Raw genomic sequence first — 20158 nt, 5'->3', positions numbered from 1 at the left:
TGAACATTTGCGGTGGGCCCACTCCCGGACGGGTTAGGTTTGACAGGTGACCGCGGGGGAGCTCGACGAGACTGTCATCGACAGCACGCAAAAAGAGTCATATCGGCAACCCGCTGTGCTGCTCGGGCTGATGCTGGGTCTGCTCCTCGCCGCTGTCGTGTGCCTTGTGTTGGGTTGGCTGCACCGCACACCGGAACTGCCGTTGGGGGAAAACTTTTCGTCGCTGACGACGGTGTTGTGGCGGACCACATTCGTCGTCGTGGGCGTCCTGGTGTTGGTCGTTACCTACATCGTCGTGGGGCGGGCATACCAGCAGGCGGCGGGGTGGCGGGCCAAGTTCGTGGCCTACTCCAGCCCGGCGCTGTTCGTACTCGTCGTGGCGGCATTGATGGCACAGGGCCGGGGAACCATCGCGAACGCCTTCCGCGACGCCGCAGAGGATCAACTCGCGCTGGATCCGTTCGCCGTCACCACGGTCGCGCGCGCCGCCTGGTGGTTCGCGTGCCTGGCACTGGCGGCACTGGCGCTGCTGTGCGTTCTCGCCTACCGCGGTCACCCACCGCACCCGGCACCGCGCCCGCTCATGGTGAGCCGATGGGTGGCCGCGGCAGCGGCCGTCATCGTCGCCGCGATCGGCGTTGTACCAGTGCTGGTGCAGGCCAAGGCTTCACCGTTCCACAACGAGACCGCCGAGCGCATCGACCCACCCACACTGACGACACTGACCGGCAAGGTTGCCTACCGGGCCGAGGTGTCGTCTCTGGCCACCTACTCCAGGCCCGGTGGCGCGGGTTGGGTACACGTCGAGAACGGCCCCGAGTATCGACAGGAAACCGTCGTGGGCTTCGATGGCGCAACAGGGGAGCGGCGCTGGACGTTCAGCGTGCCCCGATTCAACGTCAGCGAACTGCGGACGACTGGAATCGGGCCCGACAGTGTGGTTCTGGTGAAGGCCTTCATTCCCACCGATGCGATGATCGCACTCGATGCCACGACCGGAGCGCTGTTGTGGACGCGGGTGGATCATGACGTGTTCGACGAGGACTATCCCCTGTCGTCCAGCGTGCTGTTGACCAGCAGCCCGGACCCGGCCGGTGGCATGAAGTGGACCTCCCTGGCGGCACGAACCGGAAATGAGTTGTGGGCCAAGGCATTCGCTCGTGACTGCAAGACGTCGATGCGTGCCACCGAGAATTTCATCCTGATGCGCACCTGCGATGACGGTCCCGACGTGGTGACACAGGTGCTCGATCCGCAGACCGGGCAGCAGCGCGGCGTAATCACCGCCTCGTCGCTCGGTATTCAGCCCAGCGAGATCCCGCCGAACTCCAGCCTGAGGATCGGTGCCACGTCAGGCGACCGTGCGCTGGTGTCCGGTGCGGGCGCGCCGCTGGTCGTCGATGTCGCAGCGGGCCGGGTGATCGTCCGGGTCCCCTACCACCAGGACGCCATATTCATCGATGCGGAATCACTCATGCTGACCCCCTCGGTCGGGAACCGCGAAGAGCTGCAACCAGTTTCAATCCACGACTTGCGTGATGGCGTCACCATCGACACGGGCCTGCTGTTGGCGTGGCAAGGCCGCGAGGAGACCTGGGGAGCGATGGCACGGGTCGGGGACCAGTGGCTGACATTGCTGCCCGACGCCCCACTCGCGCCGCTGCCTGTGGGGTCGACGCGTGATCCGGTCCCGATGCGCATCATCGGCAAGTCAGGACCCGCCCAAACGCTGCCCAACCCGTGCGACGGCCGCATGCAAGTCGCTCCGACGGTTTCCCGCGTGCCCGGGTCGGTACTTGTCGAATGCGGCACGTCGGATGCCGTCGCCGCCGTGCGGTAACGCCCTCAGCGCAGTCCGACTACGTCGTAGCCGATGATCGACCCGTTGTCGGACTCGTTGGCGCACAACGCCAGTACTGCTCCGGGGACGGGTACGACACTACTCATGCGGTCGCCGCACGGATTGGGTTTCAGTGCCGCTTGCCCACCGGCCACCGGCACGGCGGCCACCTTTTCGTCGAAATCACCTTGATAGGCCGAGGCGGTCACGAACTCGTCGCCGACCAGAGCCCAACGTTGCGCAGCAGGATCTCTGAACATCTCCAGGCCCGTGACGTGCACGCTGCGCCGCTCTGCAGGGACGTGCAGGGTGACCGTCTGCGCGCTTCCGTCCCTGTCGATTTCGAGGACGGGCCCCGGAATCAGTGCCTCGGACTCTGGTCCGCGTGCGTAGGGTCCCGGCACGATCTGCACATCCTTCGTCTGGGTATCGACGATGAGAAGGACGCCATCCATGATCCTGATTCCCGCTGCCTGAATCACGGCGAGGCCCTTGTCGACGGCGACGAGCTCCGTGGATACGTCTCCCGACGGGAAGCCGGGCTGCTTGGTGAAATCGATCGTGGACTCGGATTCCGCGTCGTACACGTGGAGCGCATCGCCACACGCGTCGACGAAGATCAGGGTGGAGCCGACGGCGTCGTAGCGGCTTCGACTGCAGTCGTCATCCGGACGCTCCTTGACCCACAACGGTTTACCGGTCCGCGGATCGAGCGCGCCGACCTTGCCGGGGCTGACCGCCGCCAGGATGTCACCGTCGCCATTCGCCCGGCCCCGAAGATGCCAGTCCGCGTCGTTGAGCCACAGCCGTTCGCCCGTCGTGGCATCGAGGCCGACCAGGAAGGCGACATCATCATCGTGGTCGGACGAGTACCTGTCGGGATCATGGGTATTGGGCGGGCGAGTGCACTGCACCGCCACCACCGCATCGTCGCGGACCCCGGTCGACCACAACGACACGTCGCCGCAGCGCTCGGGGAGGTCCGCCCTCGGGAAGCGCCAACGCTGAGCACCGGTTGTTCCGTCGAAACCGATGACCGCGCCATCCGTGATGCCGACGAATCCGGGCCCGGCCGGACGAACCCCCCGCGCGTCGACCTTCACCGTGTAGGCCACATTCGTGCCGACGGACGTGGGCAGGGCGGGTGTCGCCACCCGATCGGCCGTGGTCGCCGATGATGTGCCGACTCCACTGGCCGACGTCACCATGATGCCGGCCACGGCGGCCAGAGCGACGCCGGAGGCGGCCGAGACGGCGACCGCAGTCCGGCCCGGCCTACGCGCAGAGTCGGGAGATGCGGACGTGGCACCGGCGAGCAGGAACAGGGCCGCGCACACGAGCACCACCCACGAGATCTGCGCGATCAATACGACGGGACGCGCGCCCGGCCCTGAGATCAACATCGCGTGCTGTGCGGATTTTGCGTTGAGGAATCCGTAGGCCGCGACGGCGACGGTTCCCGCCAGGAGTACCGAGGCATGCCCGGCAGCGTTGAGGCCGACGATGGCCCGCGCACCGAGCCAGATGACGGCCGCCCCGGCGACACCCCCGCCGATCAGCGAGATGAGCAGTAGGTGGCCCGCTGGAGCCAGGTAGGTCGCGGTTTGCCCGGACGGAACTCGTGCCGCATAGGCATAGATGGCAAGGCCCACTGCTCCCAACGCCAGACCCACGCTCAGTGCGATGGCCAACCGGCCCACCCGCGTCACCGTGGAACTGTGCTCGTCGTCGCCGGTACTCGTCTCGTCGCTCACTCAGCTACCCCCTCGGGCCAGACTCTGCCACAGCGTCGGGCCACATCAGGGCGGGAAATCGCGGCGGTCGGTACGTCATCCTCGGTGGACTGCCACCGTTTTCTACCCAGGGGTCGCCGGACCGCGCCGGGAACGGCCCCGAGGTAGAAATCGGCGACGCGTAGCCCATACGACGCGTAGCCGATATGGGTGGCGATGGGGCGGTCCGCAGGGGTTTCGCCACGGGCGTAGGCGGGAAGCGGGAGCAAGCACCCGACAACCTTGCACTCACCCTGGTCGAGTGCTAAGAATGCAGTTGGCACTCTCGATCAGTGAGTGCTAGGTCGGGACAGTGAGACCGGGGCCGCACCTGCGGGAGCACACCCAGTCGTCCGTCGCGGGCACTGAACCCGACCAATGAACGTGCGATCCCCTATCCGGAGGAATCACTTCGCAATGGCTAAGACAATTGCGTATGACGAAGAGGCCCGTCGCGGCCTCGAGCGGGGTCTGAACGCCCTCGCCGACGCGGTAAAGGTGACGCTGGGCCCCAAGGGTCGCAACGTCGTCCTGGAGAAGAAGTGGGGCGCCCCCACGATCACCAACGATGGTGTGTCCATCGCCAAGGAGATCGAGCTGGAGGACCCGTACGAGAAGATCGGCGCTGAGCTGGTCAAAGAGGTCGCCAAGAAGACCGACGACGTCGCTGGCGACGGCACCACCACCGCCACCGTTCTGGCCCAGGCCCTGGTTCGCGAAGGTCTGCGCAACGTCGCTGCCGGCGCCAACCCGCTCGGTCTGAAGCGCGGCATCGAGAAGGCCGTGGAGAAGGTCACCGAGACGCTGCTGAAGAGCGCCAAGGAGGTGGAGACCAAGGAGCAGATCGCTGCCACCGCCGGTATCTCCGCCGGAGACCAGTCCATCGGTGACCTGATCGCCGAGGCCATGGACAAGGTCGGCAACGAGGGTGTCATCACCGTCGAGGAGAGCAACACCTTCGGGCTCCAGCTGGAGCTCACCGAGGGCATGCGGTTCGACAAGGGCTACATCTCGGGCTACTTCGTCACCGACGCCGAGCGTCAGGAAGCCGTCCTGGAGGATCCCTACATCCTGCTGGTCAGCTCCAAGGTCTCGACCGTCAAGGACCTGCTGCCCCTGCTGGAGAAGGTCATCCAGTCCGGCAAGCCGCTGCTGATCATCGCCGAGGACGTCGAGGGCGAGGCCCTGTCGACCCTGGTGGTCAACAAGATCCGTGGCACCTTCAAGTCTGTGGCCGTCAAGGCTCCGGGCTTCGGTGACCGCCGCAAGGCCATGCTGCAGGACATCGCCATCCTCACCGGTGGCCAGGTCATCAGCGAAGAGGTCGGCCTCTCGCTGGAGACCGCCGATGTCGCACTGCTGGGCACCGCCCGCAAGGTCGTCGTCACCAAGGACGAGACCACCATCATCGAGGGTGCCGGCGATGCCGACGCGATCCAGGGCCGTGTCGCCCAGATCCGCGCCGAGATCGAGAACAGCGACTCCGACTACGACCGTGAGAAGCTGCAGGAGCGCCTGGCCAAGCTGGCCGGCGGTGTTGCGGTGATCAAGGCCGGCGCTGCCACCGAGGTGGAGCTCAAGGAGCGCAAGCACCGCATCGAGGACGCCGTCCGCAACGCGAAGGCTGCCGTCGAAGAGGGCATCGTCGCCGGTGGTGGCGTGGCTCTGCTGCAGTCGGCTCCGTCGCTGGACGAGCTGTCGCTCACCGGTGATGAGGCCACTGGCGCCAACATCGTGCGCGTCTCGCTGTCGGCCCCGCTGAAGCAGATCGCCTTCAACGGTGGTCTGGAGCCGGGCGTCGTCGCCGAGAAGGTGTCGAACCTGCCCGCGGGTCACGGCCTGAACGCCGCGACCGGTGAGTACGAGGACCTGCTGGCCGCCGGCGTTGCCGACCCGGTCAAGGTCACCCGCTCGGCGCTGCAGAACGCGGCGTCCATCGCGGCGCTGTTCCTCACCACCGAGGCCGTCGTCGCCGACAAGCCGGAGAAGTCGGCCCCCGCGGCCGACCCGACCGGTGGCATGGGCGGTATGGACTTCTAAGTCCTGCTCTTTACGGGAAGGCCCGGCTCGCTTGGCGAGTCGGGCCTTTTCGTGTCCAGTGGCCGGTTATTGCACGCTCGGAGGCCAGCTGCGTGAGATAACTGGCCACTCGGCGCGGCGACGTGTTGTGTCGAGATCAGTTCTCCGAGAGGACGATGCAGTCACTGTCGCACTGACCGGGCGGCCCGGGCTGCGCTGCCTTGCGATGCAGCACCGCGCGGCTGGGCACGATCTGGTGCGTCTCGTCCCCGGCGGTACCCGCTTGCCCGCGCCCGTCGACGATCAACGAATACCCACCGGGCTGACGCGGCGGACAGACCAGCGTCGCGTGCTCGTGGGACGCGAGGTTTCTACGGGTGTGCCCTCCGACCGGGCCGACGTGAATCACGCCGTTGACCAGGTGCGGCTCCACCGCGACGGTGTGTGCGTGGTAGTTGTCGTCGACCGTGACGAGGTAGGCGAACGTGTAGTCCGCCAGCTTGTCGGCCAGCTGGTTGAGATCCACTTTCACGCTCATGACGTGAGAATAGTTCTGTTGGCGCCGCGTCGTGGCGGACCTGTCACATGGGTGCGGGTTGTTTGCCTCGGACCAGACGACCGGGGCGCGCCTCGGTCGGCACACCGTTCTCGGCGATGATCTCACCAGACACGACAGTCGCGACGTAGCCGTCTGCGGTCTGGTCGAGACGACGCCCGCCGCCGGGCAGGTCGTAGGCGACGACCGGCCGGTGCAACCGCAGCGCCGCGTGATCGATGACATTGAGATCAGCCTTGTAGCCCAACGCAATTCGACCGCGATCGGCGAGCCCGGCGACCCTGGCGGGCACCGAGGTCAGTTCCCGGACGGCATTCGCCACGCTCAGCATGCCGTTGCCACGGTCCCGTACCCAGTGCGTCAGTAGGTAGGTGGGGAAACTCGCGTCGCAGATCATCCCGTAATGCGCGCCACCGTCGCCGAGGCCGAGTATGACGTCGTCGCGTCGAATCATCTCGGCGACGGTGTCGAGGGAGTTGTCGCGGAAATTGGCCAGCGTGACCAGCAGCATGGCGTGCCCGTCGTCGTCGAGCAGGCGGTCGTAAGCCTCCTCGAGCGGGTCGACGTCGCGGGCCCGGGCCCGGGCACCGATCGAGTTCGACGGGTCGGGCTCGTAGTCGGGCTGCTCGCCCAACGGATACATGTAGTCCCAGGCCTGCACCGCGAACATCAGCGGATGCCCGTCGCTGGCCGCCGAATCACTCAGAATCCGTTGGCGGACTTCGGTTTTACGCATCTCGGCGACCCGCTCGGCAAGCGGCAGGTGGGCGATCTCGCGGTAACTCGGGTAGAGGACGAACGGGTTGCCGGACAGCTCAAGACCGAGGACCAGTCCGATCGGCCGGGGGAAGATCTGGGCGGTCACGACGGGATCAGGTGCCGCCGCGTTCGTATTGGCCTTCTCCACCATGCGCAGCGCGTCCTCGAAGAACGGCGGCCCGGCATTGCCGACCGCCAGCGTGAACGTGACGGGCAGTCCCACGTCGGCCGCGACGTCGAACACCGTCTGCAGTGCCGGTTCGTAGTCGCCTGCGACCAGATCGGGCACGAACTGGATCAGTCCGCCGCCGGCGTCGTCGACGCCCCGGGCGATCGCCTCGATCTCGGCATAGCCGGCGTCGTAACTGGGAATCGGCCTGCCGCTCTCGGTCTTGTGGATCGTCAGCCTCGACGAGGCGAATCCCAGCGCGCCGCAGTTCACGGCCTCGGCGGCAAGCTTGCGCATGAGTGCCAGATCTTCGGTGTTCGCGGGCTCTCGATCTATGCCGCGCTGGCCCATCACGTACACCCGCAACGGGGAGTGCGGCAGGAACGCCGCCACATCGATATCGAGCTGTCGAGACCCCAACGCGTCGAGGAATTCGGGGAACGTCTCCCACGTCCAGGGCAGGCCGTCGACCATGACGACCCCGGGGATGTCCTCCACGCCGGCCATCACATCGACCAGCACGTCGTGATCGTCGGCGCGGCACGGCGCGAACCCGACGCCGCAGTTACCCATCACGGCCGTGGTGACCCCGTGGGCAGAGGACGGGTTGAGCCGGTCCGACCAGATCGCCTGACCGTCGTAGTGGGTGTGCAGGTCGACGAAACCCGGGGTGACCAAGAGACCGGTGGCGTCGATCTCACGTTCGGCGGTCCCGGTCACGGATCCCAATTCGACGATGACGCCATCTCGCACGGCGACGTCGCCCACATACGGGTCGCCACCGAGGCCGTCGACGATGGTGCCGCCGCGGATGCACAGGTCATAGCTCATCTAACTAACTTACGACGACGATGCGCGTATGCCTATGGGGTACGCCAAAATACGTTTCATGTCGGTGGGCCATGCCAGGATCGGGACGTGATCGATCACTTCGGCATCAACTGCACCGATTTCACCAAGGCCAGCGAGTTCTACGACACCGTGCTGGGCGTGCTGGGCTACACCCGGCAGCTCGACTACGGCGTGGCCATCGGCTACGGCACGGAAGGGCATCCGGATTTCTGGATCGCCGACGCCAACGCCGGCGATGCCAAGGGCCCCAACCGGGAAATCCACGTGGCATTCCAGGCCGCAGGCGTGGACGCGGTCACGGCGTTCTACGACGCCGCGCTGAAACTGGGAGCCGAGTCACTGCATGCCCCGCGGCTCTGGCCCGAATACCACCCCGGTTACTTCGGCGCGTTCGTCCGCGATCCCGACGGCAACAATGTCGAGGCGGTCTTCCATGGGGCGGCACCCGCAGCGCAGTAGCCGCTAGAGCTGTTCCAATTCCGAGATCAGCCAGTCGCCGTGGGCGCGGGTGAGGCTGACCCGGTATGCCAACGCATCCTTGGTCGATTGGCCGCCACCCGCGGTCTCGGTTTTCTGGTCGACGAACGCCACCACAGTCGCCTCGTCGGCCTTCAACGACTCCACGCCCGTGTTGCGGACGGTCGCGGTCTGGGTGACTTTGTCCGGCTTGGTGCGGATCGTCTTGCGGTACTCGTCGACCGCTGCGCCGGTCAGCAGTTCGGTGACCGCGTCGATATCAGCTCGGCTGGTCGTGGGGGTGTAGCTGAGCGCCTTGACCACGTTGGTGGCCACGAACTCGGTGACCTGCTCACGCGCATGGTCGTCGTCGGCGATGGGTGCCGGCGCCGGCCGGCTCTTGACCGACAGCTGCCAGGAACCCAGGCCGACGGCCACGACGATGCCGACGATGAGGGCCACGACCAATAGCGTCCAGCCTCGTGTGCGGGTTCCCATCAGTTCACGAACTCCAGCTTCGAGGCCTTGTAGCTGCCGTCGACATGTTCAACGGTGACCCGCACCCGTTGCAGTGAAACCACACCGACCCGATTGCTCGTGACGGTGACCTTGGTGTCGACGGTGACGAGCACGACCGCTTCATCGGAGAACAACAATTCGACGCCGGCCCCGGTGACTGTTCCGTCGGTCTTGACGCCCAATTCCTGAGCCTTGCGTTTGATCTGCGGCGCCTGGTCCTTCAGGTTGGCGCGGAACTCGTCGGTGGCGCCGGCCATGATCGCCGCGAGATCGGTGTCGACGGTGTCCGCGCTCACGGTCACGGTGTGCAGCGCGAAAGTCTGAGCGGCCTCGACGTACGGCTGCCACGACGGCGTGCTGCGCGGCGCCGGGGTGGCGCGGACGAACTGGCTGATCGCGAAGCCGAGGGCGCACGCCAGCAGTACCGCCAGCACGGTCGGCGCCACAACCCTTGCAGCGCTGCGCTTCTGAGGGATGCGCGGTTGCGGGATCGGGCTGGGCCCCGACCAGGTGGGGGAGTGGTGCGGCGCAGTGACCACCGGGGGGCCGGGTGCGGTGAAGGTCGGGGCGATGATCCGTGGGGGCTCGGCGGAGACCGGCCGCGGCGAAACCGGTTGTGGTGGCACCGGTTGTGGCGCGGGAGGCCGCTGCGTAACGGGGGCGGTCGCCCGGGCGTCGGCGAGTGCCTTCGCGAAATCGCTGCACCGCGTATAGCGGGCATCGCGGTCCTTGGCCATGCCCTTGAGCATCACCTCGTCCAGGTGGGCCAGTTCCGGACGAATGGTGCGCAGGCTCGGCGGGAGCTCGTTGAGTTGCTTGCTGATGACCACGGCGGGATTGGAGTGATAGAACGGCGAGTGCCCGGCCAGGAGCTGAAATGCGCTGGCGGCCAAGGCATATTGGTCGGCCCGACCGTCCATCGTCTGCCCCAGTAGCTGCTCGGGGGCGGAGTAGGCCATGGAGCCCACGGCCATGTTGGTGGCGGTGATCCCGCTGATGTCGTCGATCCGGCGGGCAACGCCGAAGTCGGCCAACAGAATTCGGCGACGAGCGGCTTCGGGTCCGGTCAGCAGGATGTTGGCGGGCTTGACATCGCGGTGGAGCAGGTGGCGCTCGTGTGCGTAGTCGAGTGCTTCGGCGATGGCGGTGACGATCTCGACGGCCTCAGGCAGGGGCATGCCCCCGGGATGCCCCTCACGCACGTGTCGAGCGGCGTCGGTGCCGTCGACGTAATCCATCGCGATCCACAGCTGCCCCTCGTACTCGCCGCGATCATGCAGGCCGACGATGTGGGGATGCCAGAGCGAGGCGGCGATATCGGCCTCGCGGTTGAACCGGTCGCGGTACTGGGCGTCACCGGTCAGCGAGGCTGGCATGATTTTGAGGGCGTCCTGGCGGGGGAGGCGCGGATGCTGCGCCAGATACACCTCGCCCATGCCGCCTGAGCCGAGTAGACGCTGAATCGTGTACCCGGCGAACACGTCGCCGGAATTCAACGCCATGTCCGTGATCGTAGTCGGGACGGTGACGAGGCGGTTCGCGAGTAGCGTCGAGGCCATGGCTGCCGCTGATTCCGATGCCGTCCGAGAATTGCTGCGCGACGCATTCACCAGGCTCATCGAGCACGTCGACGATCTCACCGAGGGGTTGACCGAGGAGGCCTCTAGTTACCGGCCCACCCTGCAGGCCAACAGCATCGCGTGGCTGATCTGGCACAGCGCCCGTTGCCAGGACCTGCAGTTGTGTGACATCGCCGGGATCGAGCAGGTGTGGATCCGTGATGGCTGGAAGGATCGCTTCGGGCTCGACCTGCCGGCCGACGACATCGGGTACGGGCACAGCCCCGAAGACGTTGCGAAGGTGCACGCGTCGGCCGAACTGCTGGCGGGCTACTACCTCGCCGTGCACAAGGTGACGCTGGCCTACATCGCCGGTGTGACGTCCGAGGATCTCCGCCGCATCGTCGATACGCGGTGGGATCCGCCGGTGACGGCGAGCGCGCGCCTGGTCAGCATCGTCGACGATTGCGCTCAGCACCTCGGCCAGGCGGCGTACCTGTGCGGCATCATCCCTTGATTGCCCGGTGGTGGCCACCGATCGCCCTGGCATGCATGGTGCTGCTCGGTTGGGCTGTTCATGGCGCTCCGGTTTCGATCGACGAGTGGTTTCAGGCGCTCGGCCATGAGATGGGCCGGCGAAGGATCGTCTTCCTCCTGTTCACCGATCCGCCACTGGTGGCTGTTGCGTTGGTGATCGGCATCGTCGTGGCCGTGCGGCAGCAGCGAAAGCGACTGGCGGTCGCCATGGTGGTGAGCCCGCTGCTGGCGATCACCATCGTGCGGTTCATCAAGCCCCTCTTCGGCAGGGAGAAAGAGGGGGCGCTGGCCTATCCCAGCGGCCACACCACGTTCCTCGTGACGGTGACGGGGCTGCTCGTGCTGGTGGCGTACATGCGACTGTGGGCGCTGGCGGTCGCGGTCATCGTCGTCCTGCTCGGCATCTTCGGTTTGGCGACGACGTTTCACTACTTCACCGACACCGTCGGCGGCGTGTTGCTGGGCACTTCGGTGGTGTGTATCGCCGCGATCTTCGCCCGCCAGGGGCAATTCGACCCGGTGAACGGCGCTTCGCCCGATCTTCGCTGAGCGATCACCTGTCGCGGGCTGCGCAGTGGGTGGCGATGGGGGGCGCCACCCACTGCGCGGCTCGTCGAGATCGCCCTCGAGCCTGCGTTCAGATCGCAAATTCGGGCGTTCGGGCGATCCGGGCGCAGGGTCGGCGAAAAGTCCATCGCAGGCCGTACTTGACAGGTGTCAACCCCAATGCGACGTGGGTCACAAACGGTGATTAACATAGGCCGCATGACAGCGACGCCAGATGTAGATCTGACCGGAGAGTTCACGGGTTCCGGCACCATTCACAACCCCGCGACCGGTGCCGTCGCGGGCCAGGTGACCTGGACCGACGCCGCCGACGTACCGCGCATCGCGGCCGGGCTGCGGGAAGCCCAGAGGGAGTGGGAGGCCCGCGGCGCCAAAGGCCGCGCCAAGGTGCTGGCCCGCTACGCGGTGTGGCTGGGGGACCACCGCGACGAGATCGAGAAGCTCCTGATCGCCGAGACCGGCAAGTCGGCCATGGACGCCGCACAAGAGGTCCCGCTGCTGATCATGATCCTCTCGTACTACATCAAGGTCGTCGAGAAGGCGATGGCGCCGGACTCCCGCCCGGCCCCGCTGCCCTTCTTGTCCATCAAGAAGATCGCCGTGCATTACCGGCCGCGTCCGGTCATCGGGATCATCGCGCCGTGGAACTACCCCGTGGCCAACGCAATGATGGACGCCATCGGCGCGCTGGCCGCCGGATGTGCGGTGCTGCTCAAGCCGTCGGAGCGCACCCCGCTGACCGCCGAGGTGCTGCTGCGCGGCTGGCTGGATTCCGGCGCGCCCGAGGTGTTCGCCCTGGCTCAGGGTGCACGCGCGGTGTCCGAGGCCGTCATCGACAACTCCGACTACATCCAGTTCACCGGCTCCAGCGCGACGGGCGCCAAGGTGATGGAGCGCGCCGCACGGCGCCTGACCCCGGTCAGCCTGGAGCTCGGCGGCAAGGATCCGATGATCGTGCTGGAAGACGCCGACGTCGAGCTGGCCGCCAACGCCGCGGTGTGGGGCGCGATGTTCAACGCCGGTCAGACCTGTGTGTCGACCGAGCGGGTCTATGTGCTCGACCCGGTCTACGACCAGTTCGTCGCCGCCACCGTCAAGGCCGTGGAGAACCTCAAGATGGGCACCGGCGAGGGCTACCACTTCGGCTCCCAGATCGACGAGAGCCAGGTGGCGATCACGGAACGCCACGTCAATGAGGCCGTTGCCGCCGGCGCCAAGGCGCTGACCGGAGGCAAGCGACCCGAAGGCGGGGGCAGCTTCTTCGAACCGACCGTGCTCGTCGACGTCGACCACTCGATGGCCTGTATGACCGAGGAGACCTTCGGGCCGACGCTGCCGATCATGAAGGTGTCCTCGGTGGAGGAAGCCGTCCGGCTGGCCAACGACAGCCCGTACGGGTTGAGCGCGGCGGTGTTCTCCAAGGATGTCGAGCGGGCCAAGGCGATTGCGCTGCAGCTGGATTGCGGTGCGGTCAACGTCAACGACGTCATCTCCAACCTGATGTGCACCACGGCCCCGATGGGCGGCTGGAAGACCTCGGGCATCGGAGCCCGCTTCGGCGGTGTCGACGGGGTGCGCAAGTTCTGCAAGCAGGAGACCGTGGTGGTACCGCGCACCAACGTGGGTGCCGGCGGCAGCTACTACAACAACTCGGAGAAGGCGACCGCGCGGATGAACAAGCTGATGACCAAGCTGGCATTGGCACGTCCGCGCCGTAAGTCCAAGTAAGGCCGGGTAAGGCCGGGTAAGGACCTACCGGGCGTTCACCCCGGCGACACCTTCGTGTTCGCCGGGGTGGATACCGTCGGCCGGTGACTCTCGACATCACCGGTTACGCGGTCCGTGACGACGACGATGACGACCCTGAGTTGTTGCTGGAACCCAGCGGCGAGGTTGTCGACACCTGGCGGGAGAACTACCCGTACTCCGACCGCATGTCGCGTCAGGAGTACGAGGAGCAGAAGCGCCTCCTGCAGATCGAACTGCTGAAGCTGCAGAAGTGGAGTCAGGGCAACGGGTTGCGGCACGTCATCGTCTTCGAGGGCCGTGACGCCGCAGGCAAGGGCGGCACCATCAAGCGGTTCATGGAGCACCTGAACCCCCGCGGGGCCCGCGTCGTCGCCTTGGAGAAGCCGACCGAAAAAGAGCGCACCCAGTGGTACTTCCAGCGCTACGTGCAGCACCTGCCCGCAGCCGGTGAGATCGTGCTGTTCGACCGCTCCTGGTACAACCGCGCCGGGGTGGAACGCGTGATGGGTTACTGCTCGCCCAAGCAGCAGGCCGAATTCATCCGCCAGGCCCCGTTGTTCGAGCAGATGCTGGTCAACGACGGCATCAGCCTGACCAAGCTGTGGTTCTCCGTCACGCAGTCCGAGCAGCGCACCCGGTTCACCATCCGCCAGGTCGACCCGGTGCGGCAGTGGAAACTCTCACCCACCGACCTCGCGTCGCTGGACAAGTGGGAGGACTACACCGCGGCCAAAGAAGACATGTTCGCCTGGACCGACACCGAAATCGCGCCCTGGACCGTGGTCAAGAGCAACGACAAGAAACGCGCCCGCATCAACGCCATGCGTCATGTGCTCGGTAAGTTCGACTACGACAACAAGGATTTTGACGTGGTCGGCCACGCCGATCCGCTGATCGTGGGGCGTGCCCTGTCGGACTGAGCAGTTCCGGCCGCCGCCTGAGAACTAGGAGGACGGCGTGCGATTCGTCATGACGCTGTTCCTGTGGGTGCTGACGACGATCCTGCTGGCGGCCGCGGTGCCGTCGGCGTGGGTCCAGAAGAACATCATCGACCAGCAGGGCTACTCGGCGTTCGCCACGGCCGCGGCCGAGGATCCGCAGCTGCAGCAGGCGGTGGCCGGCGAACTGACCACCCAGGTGCAGTCCCTGGCCGCGCAGAGCGGGGCGGACGTGGACTCGCGGCGGATCCGCGCTGCGGCAGGGGCCTACACCACCGGCCCGGACTTCCCCGGGCAGTTCGCCCTCGCCAACCAACTCGCGCACACCTGGATGTTCACCGACCGGTTGTCCCGGAACGAGAACGGCAGCTGGGTGATCGACCTGGCCCCGATGCTCTCGGATGCCTCCTTCCGCAAAACCCTGTCCGATTTCGGTGTCGAAGTGCCGCAAACGCTTACGGTCCCCATCGCCTCGACGGCGCCGGACAGTCTGCGACCCGGAATCTTGCGTCCGCTGGCGGTGTGGGGTCCGTGGGTCAGTGTCGGGGTGACGGTGCTGGCGGGCGTCTTCGCCCTGCTGACGTTGGCTGCCGCCCGCGCTCGCGGTAAAACCCTTGCTGCGCTGGGCATTTCCGCGTTGCTGGTGGGTGCGGCCGGCTGGGCAGGCTTGGAGGTGGGCCGACGCTATCTCAATGAGGCGCTCAACCACACCAGCGGGGACATCCGGCAGATCGCCGACGCCATGGTCGGCCATGCCATCGCCAGCCTGCACCAATGGCTCAACCTGACCCTGGCCGCCGGCGGTGCGCTGGTGGTGTTCGGGATCGTCGTGGCGCTGTTGGGTGGGTTGCGGCGGCGGGGGACAGGGTAGGGGTCTCCTGGTGCGTCGAGTTCTGCGTCAGGGTCGTGATCCGGTGGGTGAACCCGCCGTGTGATCCACAGCCGTGGCGCAGAAGTCGATGCGGTCAAGCGCGCCGGCCCTGGAATGTCTATGTGTGTCCGGTGGTTTCCGCTGGCCGGCCAGCGTCACGGATTCCGCCCACGGAGCCGCTCGCTACGGCGACGAGCATGAGCGAGCTGAGGCATCTCGCCTTGCGGGTGAACGTCTCGCAGACTCCAACCTGGGCAACTCGACCGAGCTCGGCCGCGGTCGTCAACCAACTCCCCTTGCCTGTTCGGTGTTCGGTCCCCAACCCGTGATAGAAGTCGAATGTCGGCAGTCACGGGATGGGTGGACGATATGTAATGCTGAAACCGGTACCTCCCGTAACAAGCAGCTGTGGGGGTCGATGCACCGGTTGCGTTGGAGCGCTTGTGGCTTGCGCAGCCACAGTCTTGTGTGGTTGCCGCCGCAACCCTGACCCTGGCGCGCCTCCTCGAAGACGGTGACTCGGCAGGAGGTCCTGAAGAGTCTTACCAACCACATCATGGGCCGAAAGGGCTCTCACCCATGCTGGATGAACCAATCGGGTCAGGGCGCCGGCGTTTAGTCCAGCCTCAGGTGCAGTCTGGCTACTGGGAGGCGAGCTGTGCTTTTGAACTGGCCGTAGCGGTCCGAGCCTCTTTGGCCTTCATCCACCAGTAGTAGACCGGGCAGGTGACGGCCAGTCCGACCAGCCAGGAAATGTCGACGCCTTCCAGAGCGGAGGCAGCCGGCCCCGTATACATATGGGTGCTGAGGAACGGGATCTGAACGGCTATCCCAATGAGATAACAAGAGATGGCCACCCAGTTGTACCGACCGTATTCACCGCCGTCCCGTCGGTAGAGCGCATCGATGTTGTAGTGCCCCTTCTTCAGCAGGTAGTAATCCACCAGATTGATGGCCGTCCAGGGGATGAGCACGCAGAGCAGTAGCAGGAGGAAATTCATAAAATTCACGAGGAAGTCGTCTTTACCCACGAGAGACATGAGCAGTGCCACGGGGAAGAGGCACAGAGTCACGATCACACGTGCGACGGCGCGAGGTTTCCACTTGGGCCATATCGTTTGTCCCACCGTGATGGTCGACAAGGCGCCGCAGTACAAGTTCATCGAATTGGTGCATGCCACCCCGGCGGCGAAGATGAAGACGATCAGTGTGCTGACGCTGCCTGTGGCCTCGGTCAGCCCGTCGATCGGTTCGGCGTCGGGGAAAGCGGCACCGATGAACACTCCCAAGCCCATCAGAAGTACCGAACCGATGACAGTGCCGCCCAGCGTTGCCCAGAACGCGATTTTGGCACCCGATTCGGGTGGTAGGTAGCGACTGTAGTCCGAAACGTATGGAGCGTAGGCAATCTGCCACAGCGCCCCGACTGATACGGCACCCATGAATCCCAGCCAGGTGAACGATCCGGTGGCCAGCGAGGATTGAACGGTGTCATTCGTCGAAGCCATTACGATTGCGAGAACAACCACAACTCCCGAGGCAACCGTGAGCACACGCCCAAGCATGTGGATGAATCGATAACCGACGATGGCCGCCACTACGCTGAGTAGACCAAGTGACGCGATGCCGATGACATCGTTGAACTTCAACAGTTGAGCCAGTGCCTGGCCGCCCAGAGTCATGCTTGAGGCGAAGAAGCCCAAGTACATGACGATGACGATGACGATGACCAGCAGACTTCCGTACGAGCCGAACTGGGCCCGCGTCTGCAGCATCTGCGGGATTCCCATCCGGGGCCCTTGGGCGGCGTGCAGTGCCATCACAACGGCTCCGACAAGATTTCCGAGAAGTAGCGCCGCAAGAGCCATCCATACGGAGAGGCCGAAGACGGCTGTCCCGAGAATTCCCGTCGATACCGCAAGCAGGGTGAGGTTTCCGCCGAACCAGATGGTGAACAGATCTCGAGCCTTGCCGTGGCGCTGGTCCACCGGGATCGGAGCGATCGTAAACGCCTCGATTCCGGGCGGCGAGTTGGATTGCATGCGTACCTGGTCCTTTCGAAATTGGCAGTGACGCTGCCGCATCATGAAATCCACGGGATGAAGCCGTAGGTGACGCGAAGGTTAATGTGATCCGCAGCACTGTGGCGTCTGGCTCGCATGATCTTCACCCAAGCGGGGGCCGGGTTGCATAATCCACCGAACTTGATGTGTTACGTGGTTGCGTCGCTGGCGAATCTGTGGCTAGGGCAGCCCACGGCTCATGGAGCCGATGCTTGTGTTGTGCGCTCCTGTCGGCTCCGGTCGAAAAGTGAGCAGGTAGTGCCCAATCGAAAAGTGAGCACCTTTCGATTGGAGGGTGATCACTGTGGGGTTTGGGCGGAGATTCGCCGGCTGCATCGGGCGCGGATCCGCCCGGAGTATGCCCCGGTCGATCCGTGTGATCGGTTGGTGCATCTGCCTGGTGAGCAGGTGCAGTGTGACTTGTGGTTCCCCGGCCAACTTGTTCCTGACCATGGTGGGGTGCTGCGATCGTCTCCGGTATTGGTGAGGGTCGCCGCGTACTCGCGGTTCATCGCCGCGATGATGATCCAGTCGCGGGTTGCCGGGGATCTACTGGTCGGGATGTGGCAGCTTCTCTCCCGGCGCATCGGGGCTGGCCTCAAAAACTGTTGTGGTACAACGTGTCTGGTATCGGTCAAGGAGGTCGTCTGGTCGAAGGGGTCGCCGGATTCTGCGGTGTGCTGAGCACCCGGCTGATCCAGGACCGACCGTATGACCCCGAAACTCAGCTGGGTAGGGGCGTGGCACGACTGTCAGCCTTTCGCGCTAACTGTCGGTTCGTCACGGATTCTGGAACCCAAACGGTACGTCAGCAGCAGACCCGATCGGCTGAGGAGGATGCCTCGGTCCTACATCCGGAAGAAGTCGCCCAGCAGGCTGGCACGCTGCCAGTGCTCCGAGACGAGGTACGTCTGCGTGTTGGCGATGTGCTGGTACTGCGTCAAGGGGTCGATGACCTGAGTCAATAGATGATCGCTGTCGATAACGACGGCATTGACCATCAAGTCGAAGGGCCCGGTAGTTCTCAAAACTGCTGTCACATGGCACATCTGGCGGATGTAGGTGACAGTGCTGCCCACGGCGGCCGGTTCCTTATTCCTGAGCGTGACGCCGACCAGCACATCGAGCTTCAAGCCGAGGGCTTCCCAACTGATACGCGAGTGCTGGCCGACAAGAACTCCGCGGTCAGCAAGGCTTCGCATCCGGTTCAGGCAAGTCGATGCGGGTATGCCGGCGTACGCGGCGAGCGAGGCGTTGGTCATACGCCCGTCATCGGCGAGAAGCGTCAGCAGTCGTGCATCGAGTGGGTCAAGGTCGACCTGCGACTGCAGCTGAAGCCACGGTTTCTGCATAGATAGCTCCTAAGCGGGAGAAAATTCAACAAAGTGGCACGTTCGGCGTAGATCACACCATCTGCAATCAGCAGTCTGGCAGAAAGAGCTAGATTTTCGCTCGTGGTCACAGAAGCTACAGGCCCATTGACGATTGAGAGGAACCTCATGCGAGTCTGCGGAGTTGTCCCAGATCGGATACTTCCTCAGGACGTACGAAACGAGCGCGTCGCGTGGCTACGAGGCGGAATACGGCGAGAAATGCCCCGCGGGCGCAGGCTTTCCTCGACTCGCTCTCGACCACGCAGCCTTCATTGAAACCTCACTCATGATGTACCTGCATCCCGAACTCGTGAGTGCTCATCGGGCGCCCAGCGAGATCGCAGACTTTCCGGTGTACGACATTTACCCTGCCAATCGTGACAACCTGCCCGCCTCGGGCAGCCTCGCGCCCGTCATCGGAGCTAGCGCAGAAAGAAGCGAGCAGATCCTTTCGGAGGAGCTTGGCAGACTGCTTCTCGCAATGAACGAGGCATTCAGCGGTCATTTGCCCACACTCTGAGGGTTTCCGGGAATTTGCCTCTTCGATCCCATTTCGACTCAATCCACATCGCAAGGAGTAACGCATTCCGATGGCTGAACCAATGGTAGATCCCACATTTCTCGGAGGACCCAGAGCTCGGGCCGATTCATCGCCCGACACCCCTTATGTCTATCTGGGCATCCCCTATGGTCCGCCCTATGAGCCCCAAGACTTGACGGTCTGCGCCGGCGCTGCCGACGCAGTTCGTGTAATGAGTCATCGGATGGAGTACGCCAAACTGGCGAGCCACTACGATTTTGACTTAGGCCGCGAACTCTTTGCCGCTGGAGAAGAACTCGTGACAGACCTCGGGAATCTGTCGTCCGATGTCCGCCATCCGGATGCGATTGCGGATGAAGCGTCAAAGACAATCCGGTCCCACGTTGTGGCCGGCCGAATCCCCCTGGTAATTGGTGGGCTGGATTCGATTCCGCCGATGGTGGTACGAGCCTTTGACGGCGTCGAGACGGTGAACGTGCTGCACGTCGACGCTCATCTCGACTTTCGCGAAGACGTCGATGGTGTCCGCTTCGGATATTCGAGTCCCATCAGGCGCATACGCGAACTAGCTTGCGTTCAAGAGATCGTCCAAGTAGGTCTTCGGGCCGTGGGAACCGCTCGACCTAGCGACGTGAAAGACGCTCTAGCCAGCGGGAATAATTTGGTAACGGCATGGGAGTTACATGAGGGCGGAGTGCCCGCATTCATTCAGTCACTCCCGTCCGACCACAGATGGATCGTGACCATTGACTGCGACGGCCTCGATCCTTCAATCGCACCAGCGGTGGGTTGGCCTGAGCCCGGCGGGGTCACATTCACCGAGATCCGGCAGATCCTTGCTCATCTTGCGAAAGCCTCTGCCATCGCGGGTGTGGTCTTTACCGAATTCAGGCCGGAGATGACGGGCGCTGACATGACAGCTCAGACAATTGCACGGCTCCTGATAAATGTGATCGGGCTACAACGCTGAAAAGACCGGCGCGCACCGCGTGCGCCAGCAGACGAGACGTCTGTGATT

The 20158-nt window shown here is 64.8% G+C and carries 17 protein-coding genes and 1 pseudogene; 11 read left to right on the top strand and 7 right to left on the bottom strand.

Annotation, left to right across the window (positions count from 1 at the left end):
• The first annotated feature begins 46 nt into the window (after window positions 1-46).
• Entirely contained in the window at window positions 47-1840 is a 1794-nt protein-coding gene (locus EYZ64_RS27585; RefSeq protein WP_135458569.1) for an outer membrane protein assembly factor BamB family protein, read from the top strand.
• A 5-nt stretch (window positions 1841-1845) separates the two neighbouring features.
• On the opposite strand, the gene EYZ64_RS27580 is transcribed toward EYZ64_RS27585, so the two are convergent.
• Complete coding sequence (locus tag EYZ64_RS27580) at window positions 1846-3594, bottom strand: outer membrane protein assembly factor BamB family protein (protein ID WP_135458567.1); 1749 nt, start codon at window positions 3592-3594, stop codon at window positions 1846-1848.
• Between the two features lie 435 nt (window positions 3595-4029).
• Here EYZ64_RS27580 and groL point away from each other — a divergent pair, with 435 nt between their 5' ends.
• Entirely contained in the window at window positions 4030-5652 is a 1623-nt protein-coding gene (groL, locus tag EYZ64_RS27570; RefSeq protein WP_135458564.1) for a chaperonin GroEL, read from the top strand.
• A gap of 136 nt (window positions 5653-5788) precedes the next feature.
• Here the strand turns inward: groL and EYZ64_RS27565 are convergent, their stop codons facing one another.
• Entirely contained in the window at window positions 5789-6169 is a 381-nt protein-coding gene (locus tag EYZ64_RS27565; protein ID WP_090516059.1) for a hypothetical protein, read from the bottom strand.
• A 43-nt stretch (window positions 6170-6212) separates the two neighbouring features.
• Entirely contained in the window at window positions 6213-7946 is a 1734-nt protein-coding gene (locus tag EYZ64_RS27560; RefSeq protein WP_135458562.1) for an N-acyl-D-amino-acid deacylase family protein, read from the bottom strand.
• A gap of 87 nt (window positions 7947-8033) precedes the next feature.
• On the opposite strand from EYZ64_RS27560, the gene EYZ64_RS27555 reads away from it, so the two are divergent.
• Window positions 8034-8426: a VOC family protein gene (locus EYZ64_RS27555; protein ID WP_135458560.1), complete on the top strand. Its 393-nt coding sequence runs from the start codon at window positions 8034-8036 to the stop codon at window positions 8424-8426.
• A gap of 3 nt (window positions 8427-8429) precedes the next feature.
• On the opposite strand, the gene EYZ64_RS27550 is transcribed toward EYZ64_RS27555, so the two are convergent.
• Window positions 8430-8885: a hypothetical protein gene (locus tag EYZ64_RS27550; RefSeq protein ID WP_135458558.1), complete on the bottom strand. Its 456-nt coding sequence runs from the start codon at window positions 8883-8885 to the stop codon at window positions 8430-8432.
• A 35-nt stretch (window positions 8886-8920) separates the two neighbouring features.
• On the bottom strand, window positions 8921-10444 hold the full coding sequence (locus EYZ64_RS27545; protein ID WP_135458556.1) for a serine/threonine-protein kinase: 1524 nt from the start codon (window positions 10442-10444) through the stop codon (window positions 8921-8923).
• A 55-nt stretch (window positions 10445-10499) separates the two neighbouring features.
• On the opposite strand from EYZ64_RS27545, the gene EYZ64_RS27540 reads away from it, so the two are divergent.
• The 5 genes from EYZ64_RS27540 to EYZ64_RS27520 all read left to right on the top strand — a co-directional run bounded on the left by EYZ64_RS27540 (window position 10500) and on the right by EYZ64_RS27520 (window position 15163).
• The gene (locus EYZ64_RS27540) at window positions 10500-11018 is read left to right on the top strand and encodes a mycothiol transferase (protein WP_135458554.1); all 519 of its coding nucleotides are present in this window, start codon (window positions 10500-10502) and stop codon (window positions 11016-11018) included.
• Window positions 11019-11053: 35 nt separating this feature from the next.
• Complete coding sequence (locus EYZ64_RS27535) at window positions 11054-11587, top strand: phosphatase PAP2 family protein (protein WP_135458552.1); 534 nt, start codon at window positions 11054-11056, stop codon at window positions 11585-11587.
• 216 nt (window positions 11588-11803) lie between these two features.
• On the top strand, window positions 11804-13333 hold the full coding sequence (locus tag EYZ64_RS27530; RefSeq protein ID WP_135458550.1) for an aldehyde dehydrogenase family protein: 1530 nt from the start codon (window positions 11804-11806) through the stop codon (window positions 13331-13333).
• An 83-nt stretch (window positions 13334-13416) separates the two neighbouring features.
• Window positions 13417-14274: a polyphosphate kinase 2 gene (gene ppk2 / locus EYZ64_RS27525; RefSeq protein ID WP_135458548.1), complete on the top strand. Its 858-nt coding sequence runs from the start codon at window positions 13417-13419 to the stop codon at window positions 14272-14274.
• A 37-nt stretch (window positions 14275-14311) separates the two neighbouring features.
• The gene (locus tag EYZ64_RS27520; protein WP_135458546.1) at window positions 14312-15163 is read left to right on the top strand and encodes a hypothetical protein; all 852 of its coding nucleotides are present in this window, start codon (window positions 14312-14314) and stop codon (window positions 15161-15163) included.
• A 641-nt stretch (window positions 15164-15804) separates the two neighbouring features.
• Here EYZ64_RS27520 and EYZ64_RS27515 read toward each other — a convergent pair.
• Entirely contained in the window at window positions 15805-17205 is a 1401-nt protein-coding gene (locus EYZ64_RS27515) for a purine-cytosine permease family protein (protein WP_135458544.1), read from the bottom strand.
• Window positions 17206-17565: 360 nt separating this feature from the next.
• Here EYZ64_RS27515 and EYZ64_RS27510 point away from each other — a divergent pair.
• Window positions 17566-17954 (top strand): annotated as a pseudogene (locus tag EYZ64_RS27510) (IS21 family transposase); the annotation flags it as partial.
• A gap of 120 nt (window positions 17955-18074) precedes the next feature.
• Here the strand turns inward: EYZ64_RS27510 and EYZ64_RS27505 are convergent.
• A complete protein-coding gene (locus EYZ64_RS27505) occupies window positions 18075-18578 on the bottom strand; it encodes an Lrp/AsnC family transcriptional regulator (protein ID WP_135458542.1) in 504 nt (167 codons plus the stop codon).
• Between the two features lie 163 nt (window positions 18579-18741).
• Between EYZ64_RS27505 and EYZ64_RS27500 the strand changes: the two genes are divergently transcribed.
• A complete protein-coding gene (locus EYZ64_RS27500) occupies window positions 18742-19119 on the top strand; it encodes a creatininase family protein (RefSeq protein ID WP_135458540.1) in 378 nt (125 codons plus the stop codon).
• Between the two features lie 70 nt (window positions 19120-19189).
• Window positions 19190-20110, top strand: a complete 921-nt coding sequence (locus tag EYZ64_RS27495) for an arginase family protein (protein WP_135458538.1) — start codon at window positions 19190-19192, stop codon at window positions 20108-20110.
• The last annotated feature ends 48 nt before the right edge of the window (window positions 20111-20158 follow it).

The sequence above is a fragment of the Mycobacterium sp. DL99 genome, assembly GCF_004762045.1.
Classification (GTDB): Bacteria; Actinomycetota; Actinomycetes; order Mycobacteriales; family Mycobacteriaceae; genus Mycobacterium.
This window is presented reverse-complemented; position numbering and strand designations above follow the sequence as displayed.